Origin of the sequence: Eudoraea adriatica DSM 19308 (genome assembly GCF_000382125.1) — a bacterium.
Lineage (GTDB): Bacteria > Bacteroidota > Bacteroidia > Flavobacteriales > Flavobacteriaceae > Eudoraea > Eudoraea adriatica.
Map to the genome: position 1 here is coordinate 437,612 of NZ_KB907547.1, position 22,667 is coordinate 460,278.

At 37.3% G+C, this 22,667-nt stretch carries 17 protein-coding genes; 3 read left to right on the forward strand and 14 right to left on the reverse strand.

Going from position 1 to position 22,667, the window contains the following annotated elements:
• Window positions 1–16: 16 nt before the first annotated feature.
• On the reverse strand, window positions 17–1,561 hold the full coding sequence (locus G504_RS0105605) for a glycine--tRNA ligase (protein ID WP_019669168.1): 1,545 nt from the start codon (window positions 1,559–1,561) through the stop codon (window positions 17–19).
• A 76-nt stretch (window positions 1,562–1,637) separates the two neighbouring features.
• On the reverse strand, window positions 1,638–2,534 hold the full coding sequence (locus tag G504_RS0105610) for a coiled-coil domain-containing protein (RefSeq protein ID WP_019669169.1): 897 nt from the start codon (window positions 2,532–2,534) through the stop codon (window positions 1,638–1,640).
• A gap of 209 nt (window positions 2,535–2,743) precedes the next feature.
• On the opposite strand from G504_RS0105610, the gene G504_RS0105615 reads away from it, so the two are divergent.
• Window positions 2,744–3,280 (forward strand): ComF family protein, encoded by a 537-nt coding sequence (locus G504_RS0105615; RefSeq protein ID WP_240473025.1) that lies wholly within the window; start codon window positions 2,744–2,746, stop codon window positions 3,278–3,280.
• A 49-nt stretch (window positions 3,281–3,329) separates the two neighbouring features.
• On the forward strand, window positions 3,330–4,949 hold the full coding sequence (locus G504_RS0105620) for an Ig-like domain-containing protein (RefSeq protein WP_019669171.1): 1,620 nt from the start codon (window positions 3,330–3,332) through the stop codon (window positions 4,947–4,949).
• Here the strand turns inward: G504_RS0105620 and G504_RS0105625 are convergent.
• The 4 genes from G504_RS0105625 to G504_RS0105640 all read right to left on the reverse strand — a co-directional run bounded on the left by G504_RS0105625 (window position 4,933) and on the right by G504_RS0105640 (window position 10,528).
• Window positions 4,933–5,709, reverse strand: a complete 777-nt coding sequence (locus G504_RS0105625; protein WP_019669172.1) for an amidohydrolase — start codon at window positions 5,707–5,709, stop codon at window positions 4,933–4,935. The genes G504_RS0105620 and G504_RS0105625 overlap by 17 nt on opposite strands.
• A 12-nt stretch (window positions 5,710–5,721) precedes the next feature.
• Window positions 5,722–6,204, reverse strand: coding sequence for an ankyrin repeat domain-containing protein (locus tag G504_RS0105630; protein ID WP_019669173.1), 483 nt, complete (start codon window positions 6,202–6,204; stop codon window positions 5,722–5,724).
• 172 nt (window positions 6,205–6,376) lie between these two features.
• On the reverse strand, window positions 6,377–7,750 hold the full coding sequence (locus tag G504_RS0105635) for a DUF5689 domain-containing protein (protein WP_157473050.1): 1,374 nt from the start codon (window positions 7,748–7,750) through the stop codon (window positions 6,377–6,379).
• 39 nt (window positions 7,751–7,789) lie between these two features.
• Window positions 7,790–10,528 carry a TonB-dependent receptor gene (locus tag G504_RS0105640; protein ID WP_019669175.1) on the reverse strand — a complete coding sequence of 913 codons (2,739 nt, stop codon included), beginning with the start codon at window positions 10,526–10,528 and terminating at the stop codon, window positions 7,790–7,792.
• A 113-nt stretch (window positions 10,529–10,641) separates the two neighbouring features.
• Here G504_RS0105640 and G504_RS0105645 point away from each other — a divergent pair, with 113 nt between their 5' ends.
• Window positions 10,642–11,682: an endonuclease/exonuclease/phosphatase family protein gene (locus G504_RS0105645; protein WP_019669176.1), complete on the forward strand. Its 1,041-nt coding sequence runs from the start codon at window positions 10,642–10,644 to the stop codon at window positions 11,680–11,682.
• A gap of 3 nt (window positions 11,683–11,685) precedes the next feature.
• Here the strand turns inward: G504_RS0105645 and G504_RS0105650 are convergent, their stop codons facing one another.
• The 8 genes from G504_RS0105650 to hppD form a co-directional block, all read right to left on the reverse strand.
• The gene (locus G504_RS0105650; protein WP_019669177.1) at window positions 11,686–12,279 is read right to left on the reverse strand and encodes a 3-keto-disaccharide hydrolase; all 594 of its coding nucleotides are present in this window, start codon (window positions 12,277–12,279) and stop codon (window positions 11,686–11,688) included.
• An 18-nt stretch (window positions 12,280–12,297) separates the two neighbouring features.
• Window positions 12,298–12,735 carry a hypothetical protein gene (locus G504_RS0105655; protein ID WP_019669178.1) on the reverse strand — a complete coding sequence of 146 codons (438 nt, stop codon included), beginning with the start codon at window positions 12,733–12,735 and terminating at the stop codon, window positions 12,298–12,300.
• A 91-nt stretch (window positions 12,736–12,826) separates the two neighbouring features.
• Window positions 12,827–16,072, reverse strand: coding sequence for a TonB-dependent receptor (locus G504_RS0105660; RefSeq protein ID WP_019669179.1), 3,246 nt, complete (start codon window positions 16,070–16,072; stop codon window positions 12,827–12,829).
• A 174-nt stretch (window positions 16,073–16,246) separates the two neighbouring features.
• A complete protein-coding gene (gene pgi / locus G504_RS0105665; RefSeq protein WP_019669180.1) occupies window positions 16,247–17,884 on the reverse strand; it encodes a glucose-6-phosphate isomerase in 1,638 nt (545 codons plus the stop codon).
• Window positions 17,885–17,888: 4 nt separating this feature from the next.
• Window positions 17,889–19,160 (reverse strand): M23 family metallopeptidase, encoded by a 1,272-nt coding sequence (locus G504_RS0105670; RefSeq protein WP_019669181.1) that lies wholly within the window; start codon window positions 19,158–19,160, stop codon window positions 17,889–17,891.
• A gap of 2 nt (window positions 19,161–19,162) precedes the next feature.
• A complete protein-coding gene (locus G504_RS0105675; protein ID WP_019669182.1) occupies window positions 19,163–20,131 on the reverse strand; it encodes a tryptophan 2,3-dioxygenase family protein in 969 nt (322 codons plus the stop codon).
• Between the two features lie 7 nt (window positions 20,132–20,138).
• Window positions 20,139–20,972: a DUF3108 domain-containing protein gene (locus G504_RS0105680; protein WP_019669183.1), complete on the reverse strand. Its 834-nt coding sequence runs from the start codon at window positions 20,970–20,972 to the stop codon at window positions 20,139–20,141.
• A gap of 449 nt (window positions 20,973–21,421) precedes the next feature.
• Complete coding sequence (hppD, locus tag G504_RS0105690; protein ID WP_019669185.1) at window positions 21,422–22,564, reverse strand: 4-hydroxyphenylpyruvate dioxygenase; 1,143 nt, start codon at window positions 22,562–22,564, stop codon at window positions 21,422–21,424.
• Window positions 22,565–22,667: the final 103 nt, after the last annotated feature.

Here is a 22,667-nt window from a genome sequence, read left to right on the forward strand (position 1 = left end):
ACTGCCGAATAAAACTTCATTCCATTTTCTTCAACCAGTGCTTTATTGCCACTTCATTGGCAATAGTCTCATTAACGGCACTTACCGCTATTCGCATCTGTTCCATAGAATCTCTATGACGAATAGTCACTGTTTCATCTTCTAAAGTCTGATGATCAACAGTAATGCAAAAAGGAGTCCCGGCAGCATCCTGTCTTCTATACCTTCGGCCTACTGCATCCTTTTCATCATAGATCACATTGAAATCCCATTTGAGATCATCAATAATCTTATGAGCTATTTCCGGTAATCCATCCTTTTTAATGAGTGGCAGAACAGCAGCTTTTGTAGGTGCAAGGACCGCCGGAATTTTTAAAACAATTCGTGTAGTTCCATTTTCAAGCTCCTCTTCCTTAAGTGAATTTGAAAAAACGGCCAGAAACATTCTATCAACTCCAATCGATGTTTCTACTACATAGGGCACATAATTCTGATTGAGTTCAGGGTCAAAATACTGTAATTTTTTGCCTGAATATTTTTCATGGCTCGCAAGGTCAAAATCGGTTCTGGAATGAATCCCCTCGAGTTCTTTAAATCCAAAAGGGAATCTGAACTCTATATCCGAAGCGGCATCTGCATAATGGGCCAGCTTTTCATGATCATGAAAACGGTAATTCTCTTCTCCCATTCCCAGTGATAAATGCCATTTCATGCGCAATTCTTTCCACTTTTCATACCATTCTATCTGAGTTCCGGGTTTAATAAAATATTGCATTTCCATTTGTTCAAATTCCCGCATCCTGAAAATAAACTGTCTTGCAACAATTTCATTTCTGAATGCCTTTCCAATTTGTGCAATTCCAAATGGAATTTTCAGTCTTCCCGATTTTTGAACATTCAGAAAGTTTACAAATATGCCCTGAGCTGTTTCCGGTCTCAAATAAAGATCGGTTGCATTTTCCGCCGAGGCTCCTAATTTAGTCCCGAACATTAAATTAAACTGTTTAACATCCGTCCAGTTTTTAGATCCTGAAACCGGGCATGCTATTTCCAATTCTTCGATTAGGTTCTTGACATCCGCTAAATCTTCTGCTTCCAAAGATCTGCCTAAACGTTTAAGTATACTTTCCGCTTTTTCCTGATATCCCAAAACACGGGGATTCGTTTTCAGAAACTGGTTTTTGTCGAAGGTCTCACCGAATCTTTTTGAAGCTTTTTGAACTTCTTTGTCAATTTTTGCTTCTATCCTGGCCACGTAGTCTTCAACCAGGACATCTGCGCGGTATCTTTTTTTAGAGTCTTTGTTATCTATTAGCGGATCATTGAAAGCATCTACATGTCCGGATGCTTTCCAGGTAGTAGGGTGCATGAATATAGCTGCATCAATGCCAACAATATTCTCATGCATCTGAACCATTGCTTTCCACCAATATTCTTTTATGTTTTTTTTAAGCTCTGCGCCATTTTGAGTATAGTCGTATACTGCACTCAAGCCATCATATATTTCGCTTGATTGCACCACATAGCCATATTCCTTCGCATGTGAAATTACTTTTTTAAAGATGTCTTCCTGATTTACCATTTGGCAAAAATAGAATATTATCGCATTTATTTTTTAAGAGATAGAAATAAAATAAAACAACATTTTGAAGTGATGTTTATTTCAAATGAAATTCTGAAGATGAAAGCAGCTTTTCATTTTCAAAAACATTAAGAGTGTAGGTGCCTGGATCAAGTGACCCCTCAGGAATTGTTATAAAATCACATACACTAAGTTCTTCCCCTGTGGATATAAGTTCAACCCTTTTACTGTAGATATTTCCATTTACGGTAATTATATTGGCATTGTCCTCAATTACACCCATATTAGGGCCAAGAAACTGAAAATAAATAACCTTTTCTTCATTCCTGTCATTAGGATTACCCATAATTGTCACACATCCCCTGAGCTTTTCAATAGTAGATGCTTTGGTAGTTTTAATAGGTTTTTCGCTTCGCAATCTAAAACCACTTCCTTCTGAATTTTCCAACTTCAGATAGCTCTTTATTCGCAATTCTCTGCTAAGTTCCTTATTTTTTTCCCGTAACAAAGCTTCTGCTTCTGCAAGAGAACTACTTTTCCCTCTTAATTCCTCAATCATTTCCCTGGTCTCCTCATACTTATCGGAGAGTAACATATTATTATACTTTAGGAAATTATTTTTTAGTTTAAGACTATCATGTTTTATTTCTAATTCACGAAGCTCTTTCTTGTATTCTTTCAACTTGGCCACGGTAAAGTTCAGCCTTCCTACCGAATCCAATAGTTCTTGTACACGATATCTGGAATCCTGTAATTCTATTTCGTTTACCTCATTAAGTGCTGAAAGTCGATCTACCTCAGTTTTCATGAGGGTTAAATCTTTTACAAGCAGTCCTTTTTCATTTTCAAGATAGTTTATTTGTGTCCTGGATTGGGCATAACTATAGTAGAAGGCAATTAATATGCCTATAATTACGGCTACCAATGCCGCAAGTATTATCTTATAGTTAAATTTATTATCTTGAATATCCATTCAGACAGGCTAAGTAAATAAGATATAGGTTTAGTTAAGATTTGTACTTTTCCAAGCTATCAAATATAATAAATGATATCAACACGGTACTTCTACCGAGGTTGTGTTTTGGATGTAATGCTCAATTATATCGAGGAGAGCAGCTGTTGTGTACCCTTTGTCGGAACCAAATACCACTTACCGAATACAATTTTATTGAAGAAAATGCAGTGGATAAAATATTTTATGGCAGAATTGACATAAAAAAGGCCTCTGCTTTCCTTTTTTATTCAGATCAGGGACTTGCTAAAAATTTAATCCACTATTTAAAGTATAAAAATCAACCTCAAATAGGTCAATTTTTAGGGAACTGGTACGGACAGGTACTAAAAGATCGAAACGCTTTAAATTATATTGATATTGTAATTCCTGTTCCATTGCATAAAAAGAGGCTTAAAAAACGAGGATATAATCAGGTTTCCGGGTTTGCACAAAGAATTGCAGACCACCTCAATGCCAGTTATATGGAGCATATTCTTATAAAGACAGCAAATACCCGGACTCAAACCAAAAAAAACAGGTTATATCGATGGAGGGGTATGCCCGATCTGTATAAAGTGACTCATCCCGAGATTTTATGTAACAAAAACGTGTTATTGATTGATGATGTCATTACTACCGGCGCTACCATAGAAGCCTGCGCACGGGCAATAAAAAAGGTAAAAGATGTTAGTGTTTCAGTTGCTGCGATGGCGGTTGTTCCTTAATTTCACAATTCTTTAAATTAATTGTTTCTTTGCCTTATAGAATAATCAAATGCCTCGAATACAGCGTATTTTATCCTTCTTTTTTCTGATTGCAGTTGTCCTGGCCGTAATACAATGCGCGAGGAGAGGAACTCCAACCGGTGGGCCTAAAGACACAACCCCCCCTGTACTAATTAAGGCTGATCCGGAAAACCTGACAACGGAATTCAAGGCTAAAAAAATCAGGCTTTATTTTGATGAATACATAAAACTGGAGGATGTTCAAAATCAGTTAATAGTATCTCCTCCTTTAAAATACAATCCTGAAGTTTCGCCTCAGGGAGGTGCTAGCAAATACGTTGAAGTAACAATAAAAGATACTTTGTTAGAGAATACAACCTATACCCTGAATTTTGGACAAAGTATTGTAGATAATAATGAGGGTAACCCCAACAGCTTTTTAACTTATGTTTTTTCAACAGGCACCTACATTGATTCGTTAACTGTTTCCGGGGTTGTTAAAGATGCTTTCAATGTTAAAGCGGACGAATTTATTAGTGTTATGTTATACGAAATAGATACCGCATATACAGATTCTACAGTCTTTAATAAACCTCCCAATTATCTTACAAATACTTTAGACAGTACTACGATCTTTCAACTTAAATATCTGAAAGAGGGCAACTACGCTATATTTGCTATAAAAGATGAATCTAAAAACAATGTATTTGATCAGAATATTGATAAAATAGGCTTTATTGAAGACACTGTATCACTTCCCACAGACACCGTTTATCTTCTTAATCTTTTTAAAGAAATCCCAGATTATAGTATAAAGACGCCAAATTTTGCGGCTGCCAATAAAATAATTTTTGGCTATTCCGGAGGAGATGAAAAATTAGATATCACAACTTTAACGGAATTCCCCGATTCTATCAGGACACTCATTGCTAAAGAACCCGAAAAAGATACCCTAAATTATTGGTTCACACCTTTTGAAATAGATTCAATAATTTTTAAGGTGACTAATGAAAAAATGAAGAAAATTGACACCTTTACGGTAAAAACAAGAAACCTGGTTTCAGATTCCCTGATGCTTACGCCCAGTCACCGAAACAAAATTAATTTTGAAGATGAATTCCATATAACTTCGAGCATTCCAATTAGTGCAATAGATACAACAAGAATTACAATGTTTAACAAGGATACAACAGAGGTTGATTTCAAAACTAAATTGGACACTTTGAAAAACCGCATATTCATGGATTTTGAGAAAGAACCGGAAGAGACCTATTATTTAAATATGCTTCCAGATTTTGTTACCGACTTCTTTGGAAATACAAATGATACTATTAGCTATAGATTAGCTACAGATGGATATGCTGATTTTGGGAATCTGCGCTTGAATTTGGCAGGTGAAATAGACTATCCGATTATTGTACAATTAACTGATGAAAAGGGGAAATTGTATAGGGAAATATACGTCCCCGAAGCAAAATCTCTGGATTTTAACACTCTTGAGCCGGGAAATTATCTCATCCGCATTATTATTGATGCAAACGCCAACGGAAAATGGGATACAGGAAACTATTTAAAGAAGATTCAACCTGAAAGAGTTATCTATTATCCGGGCACTATTGAAATGCGAGCCAATTGGGAAAAAATCGAGACTTTTACTGTTTTAGACTAAAATGATCTCTATCTTCTAAAAATTTAAATTGAGCCCTGAAATCTTTTAGTCCCTGCAGGCTTAAAGATGCGTAGATCACCTCATCTTTTTCTGAGAATACAACCTGACTTCCCATAGGATCATATATGGCCGAATGACCAGGGTATCTGTGTGCATTATTATCCTCACCCAATCTATTAACCCCGATACAATAACTCATATTTTCTATAGCCCTGGCTTTTAATAATGTATCCCATGCTTCAATTCTGGGTTCAGGCCAATTAGCCACAAAAACCAACAGGTCATAATCCCCTTTATATCTGGCCCAAACAGGGAATCGCAGATCATAGCATATTAAAGGGCAAATCCGGAATCCTTTGTAAGAAAACACCAATCGCTCTGTACCCGACTCGTATACTTTATCTTCCCCTGCAAATGTAAACGTGTGTTTTTTGTCATAGCTCGCGGATGTCCCATCAGGGTGTATAAAAAAAAGCCTGTTTGTATATTTATTTTTTTTCTTAAATGAAATGCTCCCAACCAAAGCCATATTCTTGTCCTGGGCTATTTCCTTCATCCATTTTACGGTATTTTCTCCCTCATCAACATTCACTCTTTCCGGGTTCATCGTAAATCCGGTAGTAAACATTTCAGGCAAAATAATCATATCCGTATCGCCGGGAATATCCTTTATTTTTACGGAAAACATATTTCTATTTTCCACTGGGTTTTCCCATATCAAAGCTGTCTGTATCAATGCTACTTTTAGTGTACTTTGCATAAGATTTATTAGTTATCCATTCTTTTCCAAAAGGGTAATCAAATCTGAAAAACCCTTCATTTTAGCATGGTCCAGAGCCGTATTTCCCTGAGCATCTTTCACAGTTGTATCTGCGCCACATTCCAACAATAGCTTAGCTAATTCCACCCTATTAAATGTTACAGCATAAATCAGGCAAGTGGCACCCATGGCATTTCTTTCATTTACATTTGCGCCTCTGCCTATTAAATCCCTGGCTATTTGAACTAAACCTTTAAAACTGGTTCCCATTAAAGCCGTATTACCTGAAGCATCTTTCGCATCGATTTTTGCACCTTTCTCCAAAAGGAAATTCGATATCTCTCTATGATCATAATATGTAGCGAGAATTAGGGGGGTAGACCCTCTCTGGTCAACAGAATTAACCAGGATTGGCATTTCTGAAACCAAATCCCTGACAGCTTCAATATTGCCATTTCTTATTTCGTTATAAAAAGTATCCGTTTTGTCTTTCATATCAATTAAATGTATAAAAAATATGCCACTAAAGTAATCTTACTGTTTTGATATAGCTCATGATTAAAAAATGAACGCAGTTAATGCCAATTAAAAAGTGCCAAATTGTGGTTCTTTAAACTTAATTATTGGTTGCAACGTCTAAAGAAATAGTTATATAAATTTTAGAAATTCAGCGGATTCCGGGTGAGAAATCTTCAGGCGCATTCTGTGGTAAATTTAAAGTTTCAGAACCTCCGGAATCATTATAAATAGTCCATTCAGTAAAAGTAAAGACCGCATTCCCTTTATTGATATTTGAATTCCTAACAGCTTTTCCATCCTCAAATTCATGATTTGTACCAGAACCATCTTCACCTATAAGTCCAAAGATGTCAATTATAGCTCCAAAGGGGTCAACAAGTAGGATATTGTCATCACCATTGGAATCTGCCGGACTATTATTACCAAGCTCGAAATCAGGGGGAAAACCGTATACACTTTCAAATTCTGCTGCATTCGGCGAAAAAACAAAGGTGCTGTTCGCATCAATTATTATCCCTGAAAGATCTATTTCTGAGCCTGCAGTAATATTTTCATTGGTGAACCTTAATAAAAACCAGCCATTTAAAGGAAACGGTTCATTCCCCGCATTGTAAAGTTCAATAAACCGGGCTTCAGCATTATTGTTAGGATCAGCTATCTCAGATATAAATATCTGGTCTGATGTCAAAAAGACATCCCTGTCTGAACAGCGCTCACTTGTCAAATCAAGATCGTTTAATCGGCGTATAATTAACTGATAATCATTGTTTTCTCTATAAAGCACTGCCGTTACAGATCCATTCCCGGAAGGAAGTAATTTATCCTGAAAATCAGAATACCCACTATTTAATAATTCAATTCTTGTACCATTACAGTTGGTAAGATTCCTTATTGTCTCCTCCTGTGGGACGGCAAAAGTCATACTTTGTTCCTCTGCTATAATCTCCAGACTTTCAAGTTTTACCAAAGTGCTCACAAGGTCCTCGTTAAGTTCTGGTATTGAGGTAACTGTTGGAACCAATTTACTGACAGGTTCGCATGAAAGAAACAGATGGTCCTTGACTGCGAGGGCAGGCAGCCTTCCTACGCTTAATTTTCCAAAAGACATAAATACACCCCCAAGTTTATAAACCCCTTTACTCTTCCCCAAATAAAGACCCTTTAGTTTTATATAAATTTTGCTTCCCGTTTCATAAAACAAATAGGAATCCCTAAGATCTATTTCTAATTGAAACCCCGAAGTGGGCATTACTGGATCATCTTGCACATGAATTGTACTAAAAAAATTGCCCTCCTGATCTGAAGATATAACATAAGCTTCAATTACCAATTCTTGCTGTATTTGTATTACATCATCTACAAATAAATCTTTGACCTCCTTAAAAGTACTATTAGTTATTAATTGGTCATTACACGTAGTTTGCGGATTTTTAAATACCGGATCTTTTACACAGCCGAAAATGAAAAGGAGACAACAATATTTAAAGAATATACATGGTTTACATTTTTTAATTATTTTCATTTTTTTACCTCTAAACATATAATTATTGCCTTCTTTGTTTTAAAAACTTATGGCAAGATTCAAAAAAATAGTTCTTCCATAGCCAAACCAATACTTCGGTCCAAATGAGGGTGAACCACTAAGATTATCCTGAACTAACTGTCCGTAATTACCATTCCTGTTTTGTTCATAACCCCCTGTTCTAAATACCACATCGAATACATTGTTAATGCTGGCAAAAACACTTATATATTTTCCATTCAGTAACCAGGATTTACCGCCCACCAGATTTAACAGGTATATGCTGCCTAAAGGATTTTGATTTAATAACCTATCTGCATACTCCAAATTCATATTTTCAAATTGTTGGCCCGTTTGGGGATTTAAATAGAAACTCCGGGTTCTTCTTATAACTGATATACTTGCATAATTCTCCGTCAGATAATTCATTTTTGCACCAATCCACCAGAACTTCGGGTCTCTGTAGTCTACGCCAAGCGAAAGTGCCATTTGAGGACCATTTGGCAGTCTATAATTTTTAATTTTTGCTATCCCCAGGTCTTTTGTCCCTTCAATAGTGATTAAATCCTCTTCGGGCCCTGCAGTATCAAAATTTATCGCCAGATTAGGATCACTGGCATAAACATATTTACCTAGTGCAAAGGCCCCGGATAAACTTACAGATGAAGAAAGCTGGTAAGACATGCCGCACTCAATGCCCATGTTAAGTTTATCAAGGTTTGTAATTACTTCTTGCACAAAATCTGAACCAACTCCGGCATCAACAAAGAAAAAGTTAACATCTGTAAGTTTTTGAAAACGAGTATAAAAGCAGGTCAATCTTCCCATGAGTTTAGGAAACCTGGCAAAGTAATTGATATCTATACTTGTTATTTTTTCTTTGTTTAAATCAGGGACAATTGCATTATTTTCTCTAGGGTTTATAAAGGCATTTAGTATTAAAGGGGCTCTATTTAAGAGCATTCCATTTGTGCTGATCCATTGTCTCAAATTTAATTTATAAATAAACCCTCCTTTAAGCCCATAATTACTGAATTGTATTGGATTGCTTTTTCCAAGGGAATTTTCGGGGAAGCGTTCATTCAAAAAATGTCCGTTTCGCTGGTACCTCGAATTGCTGTAATTCGCTGCCAGAAAAAGGTTCCATTTACTTTTGTCGATACTCGTTTGGATAAAAGCATCCAACACCTGGTAATTAAAAGTATAGTCATAATTGAAAATATTACCTTCCCCCTTCTTTAATTCACCCTCCAGATCATTTCGGGTATCAGAAAAAGGGTCTTTATCTTCATGAAAATCTGCCCCCAATAAGTCTGCTATTTTGGCGAAATTATGTGAAATAGCACTTCTAAAAGACATGTTCATGTCCAAAGAGAACACCTCATTGGGCATAATATTAAAAGTAGTATTGAGTGTCAATTGTTTATCAGAAGCAGTATCATCATATAGGACATAAGCTGCCATCCCATTTCCTGAGTTAACAGTATTTGCTTTATAGAGACTTTGCCATTGTAATTGAGGGTTTGATAAAAAGGCCTGTTTGGTTAAATCAGCATTTAAAAAGTTTGCCCCAATTGGACTATTTATGTAAAAGCTGGGTAAATATCTATAATAAGCTGGGTCCGGATTTGGAGCGTTGTAATATCCTATTCTACTTTTTGTAAAGTTGCCAAATTGGTATGATATGGCTGTATTGATATGCAGTTTTTTAAATTTCCCAAAATAATTAACCATAAATAACGGTTCTAAAATTTTGCGTTCCCTGGAGTTTCGAAAGTGGCCGCTTTGAAGGCCCCAATAAGGATTATACCTATTACCCGCTAAATTATACACCTCTTCCGTTATGGCTGCAGAACTTCCACGGCGATTGGAAGAAAGAATGCCTGTAAAAAGCAGACTATTAGTGGTATTGAATTGATATTCCATTGCTCCATATATGGAAAAGGCATCATATAATGTTCCGCTAACAAACCCTTCCCTGGCCCACCTTCTTGATGCAGCAAGCGAGTAGTGCAGATCACTTTCATTCTTTCCTGATGTATAGCTTGCCATAATACGTCCTGAGTAAATACGATTAGAGAGAGAGCCAGATAATTTAAACCCCGGCCGAAGACCTGATGGTCTTGTATCAATATTTGTGACCCCAAGAAGTCCGCCAAACCCATAAGATGATGCCTCCAATCCTAAGTTAAAATCCTGATTCCTTAAAACATCATTAAGACCTCCCCAATTATTCCATTGCGGCCTCCCGCTACTCAGTTTATTCATAAGAATACCATTTATTAATACGCTGCCATTTCGTGAGTCGTACCCCTTCACTTTGAAAAAAACTTGTCCAAAATCAAAGGCTGCACGGTTTAAAAAGACATCGCGTGTAGCTGTAAGCATTCCCAGATTTCCTCCCTCCATTTCCCCTTCAATAATTTGTGTGTCAGTAAGTGTTATTAAAATTTCATTTTGATCAGTGATGAAGTCCTTCTCAATCAAAATACGCCCCAACACCAAATCGTGCTGGGAAATCTCTACCGGCAGTCTTTTTTCAACATATTCCCTGGCCTTAATTGATATAATGAATTGACCTTTTAAAGAAGTAACAAGGGTAAAGCTCCCATCTATATTTGTAATGACCTTTAAGCTGGTTCCCTCAATTTCAATAGTTGCGTTTGATAGTGCAAGTAAACTTTGAGCATCCCCAATATTCCCATTAATACTTATCTGTTGTGCATTAAGCACTTGAAAAAGGAATAATACAACAAAAATAGTGTGGATAAATCGCATTCAAATTTATATAAGGTTCAGGCCTAAAGTATTCTCAGCGGCTGCATATTGCTTGCGGCATCCGCGTATAAATTGCAAATGGAAACAGGTTGTAACTACTTTGAAAAAACATCATGGATATAAAAAGCATGTTTTTAATTGGCTTGCTGATAGCAAATATGGCACAATCACAAAATGAAGACCGGTTTAGCATACGCACCATTGCTTTCTACAATGTTGAAAACCTTTTTGATACAGTCAATGACTCATTGTACTTTGATGATGAAATGACACCTGGTGGAAATTACAACTGGACATTGCAGCGTTATGACCTTAAAATCAACCATATAGCTGAAGTCATCTCGAAGATTGGGAGATCAATTACGCAAACTTGTCCGGATATAGTAGGTCTCTGTGAGGTTGAAAATCTGGACGTATTAAAGGACCTTATTAATCATCCGTTTCTTCGGCCTTATGACTTCAAAATTATTCATTATGATTCACCGGATGAAAGGGGTATTGATGTTGCTTTAATATACAAAAGCAACAGGTTTATTCCCATTTCATTCAAAAGCCACAGACTGTTGATTTTTAATGATTCCGATCAACGCGATTATACAAGGGATCAGCTTGTAGTAGAAGGGCTATTAGAAGGGGAGAAATTCTATATAATAGTTAACCACTGGCCTTCTCGCAGCGGAGGGGTGGCAAGAAGCAGTCCTTATAGGAAGGCTGCTGCCAGACTCAACAGAAGAATAATAGATTCTGTGCTGAGACTTAACTTTGATGCAAAAATACTATCTATGGGTGACCTGAATGATAATCCAACCGATCCTAGCATTAAAAATATGCTGACCTACAATTATAGGGAGAACAGAGAAAGTCCGTCTCTCTTTAACCCCATGCAATCCCTATACAAAAAAGGTGCAGGTTCCCTTGCTTACAGGGACCAATGGAGTTTATTCGATCAAATCCTGCTCTCAAAAAATCTTATTGATGAAAATAGGAATTCTTATACTTTTTGGAAAGCAGGTATCTATCACCCTTCTTTCTTACAGACTAAAACAGGCAACTACAAAGGTTATCCGTTTCGGACCTATGTATCCGGGAGATATGCCGGTGGATACAGTGATCATTTCCCTGTTTATGCTTTTCTACTAAAAAAGGTAGAGTAAGGTTTATTCCGGAGTGGTTATTTTAATATTTCTCCATTTAACTTTTATACCGCCTCCATCATGAATTTGCAGCGCTATGGAACCTTCGCCCGCTCCAATTTTATCATCTTTAATAGTGACCATTTCCACGCCATTCAGCCAGGAAGTAAGTTCATCTCCCGACAATTGGATTTTCATTTTATTCCAGGCCCCTTCTTTAAGCACATTCTCCTTTTCAGCGGTGGGTTTAATTAACCACCCCCGGCCATAGGATTCATAAACCCCTCCTGTGTGATGGCCTTTTGGCGCAACTTCAACCTGCCAGCCACTAACTTTGGTTCCATCAACCGTAGATCTTATAAACACTCCGCTGTTACCATCTGCTTCCTGAAAAAACTCAAGGGTAAGCACAAAGTCCTTGTAATGTTTATCTGTAGCCAGATACCCATATTGAGCGTCAGGACCACTTTCAGAAACTAAAAGTCCGTCTTCTACATACCATTTTTCAGTACCATAGATGGTCCATCCGGAAAGATCTTTTCCATTAAACAAAGATTGCTCCTGAGCTAAAACCACAACGCTAAATAACAGGGCTACAAGACTGCTGAATAATTTCATAATTTATCTATTTATTTATTAGTTAAACCATTGACTCCATGGAATCCTGCTAAGGATAAGAACAAGGCCAAGGCCGTAAAAAATACCAATTGCTTTAAATTTTCTCCCGGCTTCCATGAACTTTTTATGGCGAGACCAGCCTATTGTAATTAATACTATGGCAATTATATTTATAAATGGATGCTCCACTGCCAATAGTCTGGCGGCCGAATTTAACCCGCCCATCCCAAGCGTTTTAATTGCCGAAAAGCCATTTGCTGATACGAAAAACAAGATTAGACCCAAAACCAATTGGATATGTGAAAGTATAAGGGCAAAAAGACTTATCCTAAAATCCTTTTCAAGTGTAAACATTCTTTTGCCCATTAATCCTGTGATTGCATTGGCCACGGCAAGAAAGAGAATTGCCAGAACTACGTAAGCAAGGTAAGAATGTGCTGTTTGTAAAATTTCCATTTTGATTTATTTTTTCTAAAAATACGCATTTCTGGGAATTAAAAAACCCCGGCTAAAATACCGGGGCCTTTTAGTGGGAATTTTGACATTCCTAATTAAATATATATCGCAGACCAAGTTGCATTTGCCATCTGGAAGACTGCAATCCTGAATCGTCTAATTCAACAATATTCGGAGAACCATCATCATTGACAACCCCGGAGTTTATATCGAAGGTAGGTGTATCACCGGTAGATACAGTCGTAAGTGGGCTCACATTGTTTCTTACAAATTTTCTCTTACCCCAATCCTTGTTTACAAGGTTCGTGAAATTGAAAATATCTGCAGAAATTTGGATAGTATTTCGTTTCCCCCCAACGTCAAATGAGAAATCCTGAAGAAATTTCAAATCAATAATATTGCTCCAAGGTCCTCTTGAACCATTTCTCTCGGCATATTGCCCCCTTCGGTTTCTTAAATAATCCACACTATTTATAAAGGTATCCAATTGTTGCCATTTGGCAGCCTGTTCAGCAGGGTCCCCGGCAAAAACAATTTCATCCTGAGTTGCCGGAATATAAATGAGTGCATTATCCCTGGAATCATCATTCAACAAGTCGCGTCCTTCTCTATAGGTAAAACTATAAGGTTGTGATTGTGATCCGTCATAAAACACACCAAAAGTGGTTTTGACATTTTCATTCCATCTCACTTCATAACTTACATTAGCTGTTACCCTGTTACCAAGGGCAAAATCTGAACGGGTAACCGGTAAGTCGGAATTTTTACCATTAACGGTTTGAATGTTTCTCCATTGAGAGCTATTCTGTGAAGAGGTTCCATCAAAAACCTTAAAAGAATCACCCCATGAATAGTTAACCTGACCGGCAAAGCCATTCTCAAATGGTTTTCTTAGAGAGAAAGTAAAGTTTGTTGCATCTCCGCCGCCTGTGTTTGAGGCTAAATAAATTCCCCCATAGGTGCCATCAATTAAATCACCTCTGTCATAAAAAGGGCGGTTATCTGCTCCTGAATATCTACCTACTGGTCCTTTAAGATTCAGGTTTTCATAATAAATATCTGTAATTACATCGGTATACAAGAAATCAACCGAAGCAATTAAATTCCAGATTGGCAATTTCTGGTCTATGGCAATATTGTATTTAGCCACTTGCGGTAATTTAAAATCTTTAGCGAGCAAATCTACATTTCCACCTACGCCCCCTGTTCCGGGAAGCGGATCTTTAAACTGATTATTTACGTCTGATTCAAAAGGCTGATCAAATTCAAACATAAATCCGCCTGTTACTCCATTATTGTTATAGGTGCCTCCGGGCCATACCAGTGGAAGCCTCGATGTAAATACACCCAATCCCCCACGTATTTGGGTGGTATTGTTTCCGTCAATATCCCAGTTAAATCCAACTCTGGGAGCAATCATTGCGGTTGGGCTGATTCCCTGACCCACTCTGGCACCTTGTAAATCTTTACCAGCTGCCTCCAGTAAACCAACAGTTCTTGTATTAAAATCTTCATTTACAGGTCCATCAGACCAGTAAGGCACATCAATACGGAAACCTAGTGTTGCCTTTAAGTTATCTGTAACCTGAATTTCGTCTTGGACATAAAGCCCTAACTGGAAAGTATCGAATTCTGAAGCACCGTCTGATTCATCTCCTACTGTCCCATCTCCTACCAAAGAATACCCGTGTTGGTAAACATCGCTATTTTGTGAAGTCAAAAACTGGTTAAGGCCACTGGAAAGGAGGATTCCATTATCATCGAACTGATCTTCAAAGGTGTAATCCCCATAATTGAATGCAAAGAATAAGTTTTTAACTTTTGCAAATTCCAGGTTAGTACCAAAAGTGAATGTATGCCTGCCTGCGTAAACATCAAAATTATTGGTTATTGTAAATACATCCTGATCCAGCAAGTTGGCTGTTGAAAAGGGTTCAGCTCCAAAAGAAATTGTACCCCCGCCATCTTGAATATCTACTGTTGGAAATGGGGCTCCTGCCGGGTCTCTGTCATCCCTTACCCTTGTATAGCCGAGAACAAGGTTATTGGCAAACTTATTCCCGTACCTTGAACTCCATTCCAGGGCAGTTGAATTCGTTGTAGTATTAAATGTCTCCGATCCATTAATAAAACCAATATTTCTATTACCAGAGTTTCGGGCTTCAACATTATCTGCTCCAACATAACTATGCCTTAACGTAATTTTGTGGTCCTGGTTTATGTTCCAGTCTATTTTTGCAACCAGTTTATTACTTTCAAGCGTTCTCGTATTGTTATCAAAGATCCCCGGGTCATAACCATAAGTTTGTCGCAGGAAGTTAGAAAGTCCGTCAATATCCGCAAGTGATGAATTACCTGTATAATTACTAAAATTAAAAGGCTGTGGTGTTTCCTCATCCTGTCTTTCGTAGTTTACGAAAAAGAAAAGTTTGTCCTTTACTATTGGACCACCAATTCTTAAACCATAGGTATAGGCGCTAAAATCTGATACTTTTTCTCTTTCTTCTCCATCCCCAACCAAATCGGGAGGTGTCTTACCCACTAAATCCTGATTTCTAATAAATCCGTAAACAGAGCCACTAAATTCATTAGACCCCGATCTTGTTATAGCATTAATAGAACCACCAGAGAACCCGGATTGCCTTACGTCAAAAGGGGCAATATTTACCTGGAAGGTTTCAATAGCATCTACAGAGAAGGGATTAACCCCTGTTTGGCCGCCATTGGTGCCCGAACCTGCCAGCCCGAAAACGTCATTATTAACAGCTCCGTCAATATAAATTGCATTATACCTGTTGTTCTGACCGGCTAGTGAAATAGAAAATCCATCATTCCCTTCAGTAAGCTGAGCCTGAGGAGTAATCCTTACAAAATCTGCCAGAGATCTGGATGCAGAAGGTAAAGTCTGAATATCTCTTTGGGAGACATTCGTTTCCGTACCGGTCTTACTTGAACTGAAGATGCCACTGCCGGTACCAGTTACCACAACTTCATCCAATGCTGTAGCCGACTCAACTAATCCGGTGCTGATTGTAGTAGATTGTCCTAACGTTAAATTTACATTTTCCTGAACAAAATCGTTAAACCCAACATAGGATATGGTAATTCTATAAGGGCCTCCAGATCTCATATTTGATATCCTGTAATAGCCATCAAAATCTGTTGCAGCACCATATTTTGCTCCTGTAGGAACATAAACGGCAACTACGGTTGCCCCAGGCAAGGGCTCACCGGTGTCATCGGTTATCTTGCCTCCAATAGAAGAGGTTGTAACTCCTTGTGAAAATGCCATAGCTGACACTAAAAAAGCAATTAAGCCAAAGTAGATTTTTTTCATTTTACTAAGTGTTAATTTGTTTTTGATTAATCCCGCAAATGTGCCTGATATAAGACACAAATACGTTAAGTAAATATTAAAAAACCAATAACAAAATAAATGCTAGTTTGAAAACAAAAAGATAGAAAACGGGTTTATTAAAGGTGAATTGTTTCGAATTACAAAAGTGATAATTTAACCCTTAAAAAAATGCAAAAGATTCAGCGTAGAGCTATCATGTTTGGCAATTTCTGAATTAGTAATGTCTTTCAAAATCGTGGAGGCAAGTTGTTTCCCAAGTTCAACACCCCATTGATCAAAACTGTATATATTCCAGACAATGCCCTGTACGAATATCTTGTGTTCGTACATGGCGATTAGCATCCCCAGTGTTTTGGGAGTAAGTTTATCTATTAACAGGGTATTTGTAGGTTTATTTCCTTCAAAAGTTTTGAAAGGAACAAGCGCTTCGATTTCGTCGGCCCCCATTTTTTTAGCTTCTAATTCGTGCCTAACCTCCTCAGGGGCTTTGCCATTCATAAGCGCCTCAGTCTGAGCAAAAAAATTAGCCATCAATTTATTGTGATGATCAGTGTCTCCGTGCAAAGATTCCTTAAATCCAATGAAATCTGCAGGTATTAATTTTGTGCCCTGGTGTATTAACTGAAAAAAAGCGTGCTGTGCATTAGTTCCAGGTTCTCCCCATATAATAGTTCCGGATTGATAGTTTATAAAATTCCCGTCGCGATCCACACTCTTGCCATTACTTTCCATAATACCTTGCTGCAGATAGGCAGAAAATCTATTCAGATATTGCGCATAAGGAATAATGGCCTCTGTTTCTGCTTTGTAGAAATTATTATACCAAATACTTAAAAGGGCGAGTATAACAGGAATATTTTCATCAAAACCTGCAGTCCTGAAATGCGTGTCCATTTCATTTGCACCAGATAAAAGTTGCTGGAAATTCTCATATCCTATTGCCAGGGAAATAGACAAGCCGACGGCACTCCAAAGAGAAAATCTTCCACCTACCCAATCCCACATAGGGAATACGTTGTCATCTGCTATTCCAAATTCACTGATCTTTTCAGTATTTGTAGAAACCGCTGCAAAATGTTTGGAAACATCCATTTCTGATGCGGTATTTAAAAACCATTTTCTAATTGTATTGGCGTTACTCAGTGTTTCCTGGGTAGTAAAGGTTTTGGAAACAATTATGAAGAGTGTGGTCTCCGGATTCAATTCCTTTACTATTTCATGGACATGATCCCCATCTACATTACTCACAAAATGAGTGCGTAAGTGGTTTTTATAGTACTTTAAAGCTTCCGTGACCATTAAGGGTCCCAAATCTGAACCTCCAATGCCAATATTCACTATATCTGTGAACCTTTTGCCCGTGTACCCTTTTTTTTGACCACCAATTACCTCTTCAGAGAATTTACGAATCTGGTCTTTTACCTGATAAACTTCAGGGATAATATTTACCCCTGCTACCATGATCTTTTCTGTTTCTTTTGCCCTAAGAGCTGTATGAAGTACGGATCTGGCTTCAGTTTTATTAATAAGGTCGCCACTGAATAGCTTTTCAATGGCATCTTTTAAATTTACTTCTTCTGCAAGTTGCATTAGAAGAGATAAGGTTTTATCCGTTATTCTGTTCTTGGAATAATCTATTAGAAACTCTTCGAATCTTACTGTGAATTTTGACGCGCGTTCCTTGTCTGCCGCAAACAAGTCCTTGAGATGCAAGCTTTTTGTTTCTTCAAAATTCTCACCGAGTTGTTTCCACGCAGCTGTGGTTGTTGGGTTGGTGTTCTGTAAAGGCATTGAGTTAATTAAGAGTTAGCAGTTCTTCATTGGTTTTTCCCGGAAATTCAATACAGTCTAATTGCACTTTTTGAGGGCCAATAAAATTAAAATATTCTTCCCTCACGTTTTCAGGAAGCGGTTCTGCAGCAGGAAGTTTTTCCTTAAACGGGTCAACCTGACGGCCATTTTTCCAAAAACGATAGCAAACATGAGGCCCCCCCGTGTTTCCGGTCATACCAACCCATCCAATGACATCTCCCTGTCTGACAAACTCTCCTCTCTTTACCTTTTGTTTTCTCATATGCAGGTATTGGGTGCTATAAGTGCCATTATGCCTGATTTTTACATATTTTCCATTTCCTCCCTTTCTTGTAGATTCGGTAACCGTTCCATCGGCGGTTGCCATAATAGGCGTGCCAACCGGTGCTGCATAATCAGTACCACGGTGTGGCCTTACTTTGTATCCATAGTATCGAATTCTTCTTTTTAAATTATAACGAGAAGAAATTCTGCTGAATTTTACAGGTGCCCTTAAAAATGTTCTTCGCAAATTGTTTGCCTCATCATCAAAGTAATCTATAATATTTTTTAGCGAATCAGATTCATAGGCGAAAGCATATAAAGGTGTGCCATTATGCTCAAAATAGGCAGCTTCAATGGGTTCGGCCCCTGCATAAACTGTATCATTGATATACTTTTCCTTATAGATAACTTTAAATTTATCTCCTTTTTGCAATCGAAAGAAATCTATGGTCCATGCATAAATTTCAGAGAGGTCATTGGTTACATTGTAATCTATACCCTGATCCAATATTGCCTCTGATAGAGAGGTTTCAATTATTCCTGCTGCTTCTTTCTGCACATATTTTACGTTCAAACGATCTTTATAGGCCACAACGGAGTCTCGAAAGTCAACGACGGTGTAGTTTATGAGGTCGTTCTGATAAATAAAAACCTGAGCCCCCCGGGCGGTATCTTTTGACTTCAGAATAAGATAAGGTTTCCCTACTCTGATTTTACGCACATCGAATGTATCTCTGTAGTCCTCCGATAATTTTGCAATTTTTGGATAGTCCACCTTATTTTGAATCATTAATTCTCCAAAACTATCCCCGCGTTTTACGGTATCCCTGACTACTAAGAAATCCTCAAGATTAAACCCGAATTGTTTATCCGTAGCTGATACCGTCGAAGCTTCTATCTCATTGCTCTCATTAACTACTTTGTTGGTTTGAACTTTTTTACAGGAAATAAAAATACTAAGTAATACAAATGTGCCCCAATACTTATACATGGTCAGTTTTCAATTTTTTCCGGGTTAAAGATATGGTCCACCCATTGTTTTCCCCAATTATTTAACTCTTGTTTTGAATGCAAATTTGGAAAAAATACAACCTTTTGAAAACTTGGAGGCAAATATTCCTTCCAATTAGTTCCCCCGGTGGCCTCAATTGAAGTGTCCTCCGCGTTCAGATATCTGTGTGCTGATCCCAAATGCATCAAAGGCCAATTTACGTTTGCATTTATGTCCATTACTTTTAACGCCTCAATAAGTTCTTTATTATGCTTACTCTCTTCAGGTAAGTTTAAATATTTATGATATATCGTATTGTTTTTCAACTGTTTGGCGATCCGAATAAATCTAGGGGTATATCTGTATTCAAATTGTTTAAGTGTTAGGGTCTTCTCGCCGGTGCGCTTATCAGTCGCTCCCTTTTTCCAATAAATTTCTTCATATAGTTCCTCAATACTATTATTTTCAGAAAAATCTTTTCTTTTGGAGGGAAATACCAAATTTTCCAGGGGAGTAGCATAGATCTCTATCGTTCTATATTGAGCGGATTGAAATCCGCTTGCCGGTAACAATGCCATTCGATAATGAAGGAATTGCTCTCGTTCCATTCCTCTAATCATTATGCTAAAGGAAGAAATCAGCGCTTTATAATAATTATTAATACGATTTAATTTTTCAATAAAGAAATTTACATTTTGAGATTTATCGTCTACAATTTGTTTTTCTTCGTGAAGTATTAGCTTAAAATATAGTTCGGTGATCTGATGATACATAATAAATATTTCCTCATCAGGGAAATGTGTTCTGGGAACTTGCAAACTCAATAAGGTATCGAGGTGAATATAATCCCAGTAGGTGAGGTAGCGTTGGTACAACAAGCCATCTAAGTAGGAGCTTAAATCCTGACCTGAATCCTTATATTTTTCTTCTAGTTTTAAAATTTGGGATTCTAAGCGCTCCTTATTTTTCATATTTTTTTTAGTCCATTATTATTTTGAACTGGTGCTTAAGACCATTAAAGCCATCTAAATCTGCAGTAATTGCTCCAACCACAAGATCAGCCTTAATTCTTATAGGTATTTTGTTCATGTCATTAGACACCCATAAAGCCAGACTTTCCTCCTCTTTAAAGACACGACCAGACTGTACCAGAGGTTGAAATTTAAGACATTCTACTTTCCCAAATTTTGTTTTAAGTATTTCCTTGCCTAAATACTTTAGTTTAAACCTATATATTCCATCATCGTCATAAAGAACTTTTAGCTCCAAAGCCTCTCCCAGAACCAAATCTTCAAATTCATAGTTATTTCTCAAATAATAAAAAGCTGAAATAAGATCCTGGACACTATCCTGTAATGTAAAATTAAGTTTTTTATCGTTCTTTTTATCATTTAGAACCGCTACATCTTTATTATGATCAAAATTTATTTCCTCATCCTTGGTGTAGCCTCCCTCATATAACTTTCTGACAAAGCGGTAAGGTTTCCCGTCTTCTTTGTCGAAATAGCTTTCATAAGTGTCATCCACTTTGAAAAATATACTGGCGAAACCCGTTGTTTTGCCCCTGCCAACAACATGATATACAGGAATACTATCCACCATATCATTCTTTAGGTGCAATGTAGCATAACTTGCATTTAAAAATCCATAATGCACTCTAAATTTCAACCATTCCCCCGGTTTGAAAGCTGAAGACTTTGTTTCTTTCCTGAGATTCTTGTCGCTATTATTTTTATGAGATTCAACAACAGCATATTGCCCGGTCAGTGACAGGGTTATAGCAGCAAAAAATAGAACAACAATCTTTTTCATATTTAATTTACCGTTTAAAATTATCAAAAAAAGAATTTAATAAATCTTAATTTACAATTACATAAACAAAATTTATTCCAAAGTATTGTCTTTTAACTTCTGTTCTGTCGTTCAACTTTATTTTGAACAGATTGGAAACATTTGTCAATTGCAACTACTTGAATGAGCTGCTGGAAACAAAACCGGAAGATAATTGGACTTATCTTCTTTTATTGATTTTTAACAAAAAAAAAGCCCCGATTAAGAAATCAGGGCTTTTCCTAAATAACCAACCAAACTTTAAATTATGAAAAACCAATACTTAAAGTTATAAGGGAACCACCCCTTATGTCGTCAAATTTACTTAATAACTATTTTCCCTGAAAGTCTTTTAACTTACTTTAACGAGGGTATTAACAATACTTTATAAATGTGCCCTGATTTTTGACAAAATCTTAAGAAAAATACCGTTAAAGCGTTCCCCGGGAAGCCTGTTCTCTTTCTATAGCCTCAAAGAGTGCTTTAAAATTACCTTTGCCAAAAGACTTTGCCCCTTTCCTCTGAATAATTTCTATGAACAAGGTAGGCCGATCCAAAACGGGTTTTGTAAAAATCTGAAGTAAATATCCCTCATCATCCCTGTCTATAAGAATCCCTAATTCCTTTAAAGGTTCAAGATCCTCATCTATTTCCCCCACCCTGTCCAGTACATCTTCATAATAACTGGATGGAACCGTTAAAAATTCAACTCCCCTGTCTCTAAGAGATGTGACGGTATGAATAATATTATCGGTGGCCATTGCCATATGCTGAACACCAGCGCCATTGTAAAACTGGATATATTCTTCTATTTGCGATTTCTTTTTTCCATCTGCCGGTTCATTGATTGGAAATTTTATCCTTCCATTACCATTACTCATCACCTTACTCATTAGGGCTGTATAGTCTGTTGAGATATCCTTATCGTCGAATGAAACCAACTGAGCAAAACCCATGACCTTCTCATAAAATTCACACCACTTGTTCATTTCGTTCCAGCCCACATTGCCTACCATATGATCTACATATTTGAGCCCCACATCTGCCGGTTTGTAATAGGGGTCCCATTTAATGTAGCCTGGCATGAAGACTCCACTATATTGCCCTCTTTCTACAAAAACATGAACAGTTTCACCGTATGTATGTATTCCCGACAGAATAACCGCGCCGTTATCATCTTTAAGTTCCTTAGGCTCAAAATAACTCACTGCTCCTCTACTGGTGGTTTCCTTATAACTTTCGGTAGCATCATCTACCCAAAGAGCTATAACTTTTACACCATCTCCATGCGATTCCACATGTCGGTTAATTTCTCCTCCGGGGACAAGAGAAGAAGTAAGTACCAGCCTTATTTTTTCTTGCTCTATTACATAAGACACCCGGTCTTTGAGCCCTGTTTCCAAACCGGCATATGCCAAAGGCTGAAAGCCCCAGGCAGACATATAATAGTATGCAGCCTGTTTTGCATTCCCCACATAAAGTTCCACATGATCCGTTCCCAAAAGCGGTAAAAAATCTTCTGCTTCAGGATTTTCCTTAGGTAACCTTAATGACGTTTTATCTAATATTTCCATGATATTTTTTGAATTGATTCGTAACTAAAAGTGTTTTGAGACAGATTAGTCCCTACCTGAGTATTGGTATTTTTACCACATAGCCCTGAGGTGGGCAGAAATA

Coding starts and splice junctions, on each gene's coding strand:
- G504_RS0105675 (WP_019669182.1), bottom strand. CDS start 20,131: ATGAAAAATAAGGAGCGCTTAGAATCCCAAATTTTAAAACTAGAAGAA.
- G504_RS0105655 (WP_019669178.1), bottom strand. CDS start 12,735: ATGGAAATTTTACAAACAGCACATTCTTACCTTGCTTACGTAGTTCTG.
- pgi (WP_019669180.1), bottom strand. CDS start 17,884: ATGCCTTTACAGAACACCAACCCAACAACCACAGCTGCGTGGAAACAA.
- G504_RS0105610 (WP_019669169.1), bottom strand. CDS start 2,534: ATGGATATTCAAGATAATAAATTTAACTATAAGATAATACTTGCGGCA.
- G504_RS0105660 (WP_019669179.1), bottom strand. CDS start 16,072: ATGAAAAAAATCTACTTTGGCTTAATTGCTTTTTTAGTGTCAGCTATG.
- G504_RS0105640 (WP_019669175.1), bottom strand. CDS start 10,528: ATGCGATTTATCCACACTATTTTTGTTGTATTATTCCTTTTTCAAGTG.
- G504_RS0105630 (WP_019669173.1), bottom strand. CDS start 6,204: ATGAAAGACAAAACGGATACTTTTTATAACGAAATAAGAAATGGCAAT.
- G504_RS0105645 (WP_019669176.1), top strand. CDS start 10,642: ATGGATATAAAAAGCATGTTTTTAATTGGCTTGCTGATAGCAAATATG.
- G504_RS0105650 (WP_019669177.1), bottom strand. CDS start 12,279: ATGAAATTATTCAGCAGTCTTGTAGCCCTGTTATTTAGCGTTGTGGTT.
- G504_RS0105620 (WP_019669171.1), top strand. CDS start 3,330: ATGCCTCGAATACAGCGTATTTTATCCTTCTTTTTTCTGATTGCAGTT.
- G504_RS0105605 (WP_019669168.1), bottom strand. CDS start 1,561: ATGGTAAATCAGGAAGACATCTTTAAAAAAGTAATTTCACATGCGAAG.
- G504_RS0105635 (WP_157473050.1), bottom strand. CDS start 7,750: ATGAAAATAATTAAAAAATGTAAACCATGTATATTCTTTAAATATTGT.
- G504_RS0105625 (WP_019669172.1), bottom strand. CDS start 5,709: ATGCAAAGTACACTAAAAGTAGCATTGATACAGACAGCTTTGATATGG.
- G504_RS0105680 (WP_019669183.1), bottom strand. CDS start 20,972: ATGAAAAAGATTGTTGTTCTATTTTTTGCTGCTATAACCCTGTCACTG.
- G504_RS0105670 (WP_019669181.1), bottom strand. CDS start 19,160: ATGTATAAGTATTGGGGCACATTTGTATTACTTAGTATTTTTATTTCC.
- hppD (WP_019669185.1), bottom strand. CDS start 22,564: ATGGAAATATTAGATAAAACGTCATTAAGGTTACCTAAGGAAAATCCT.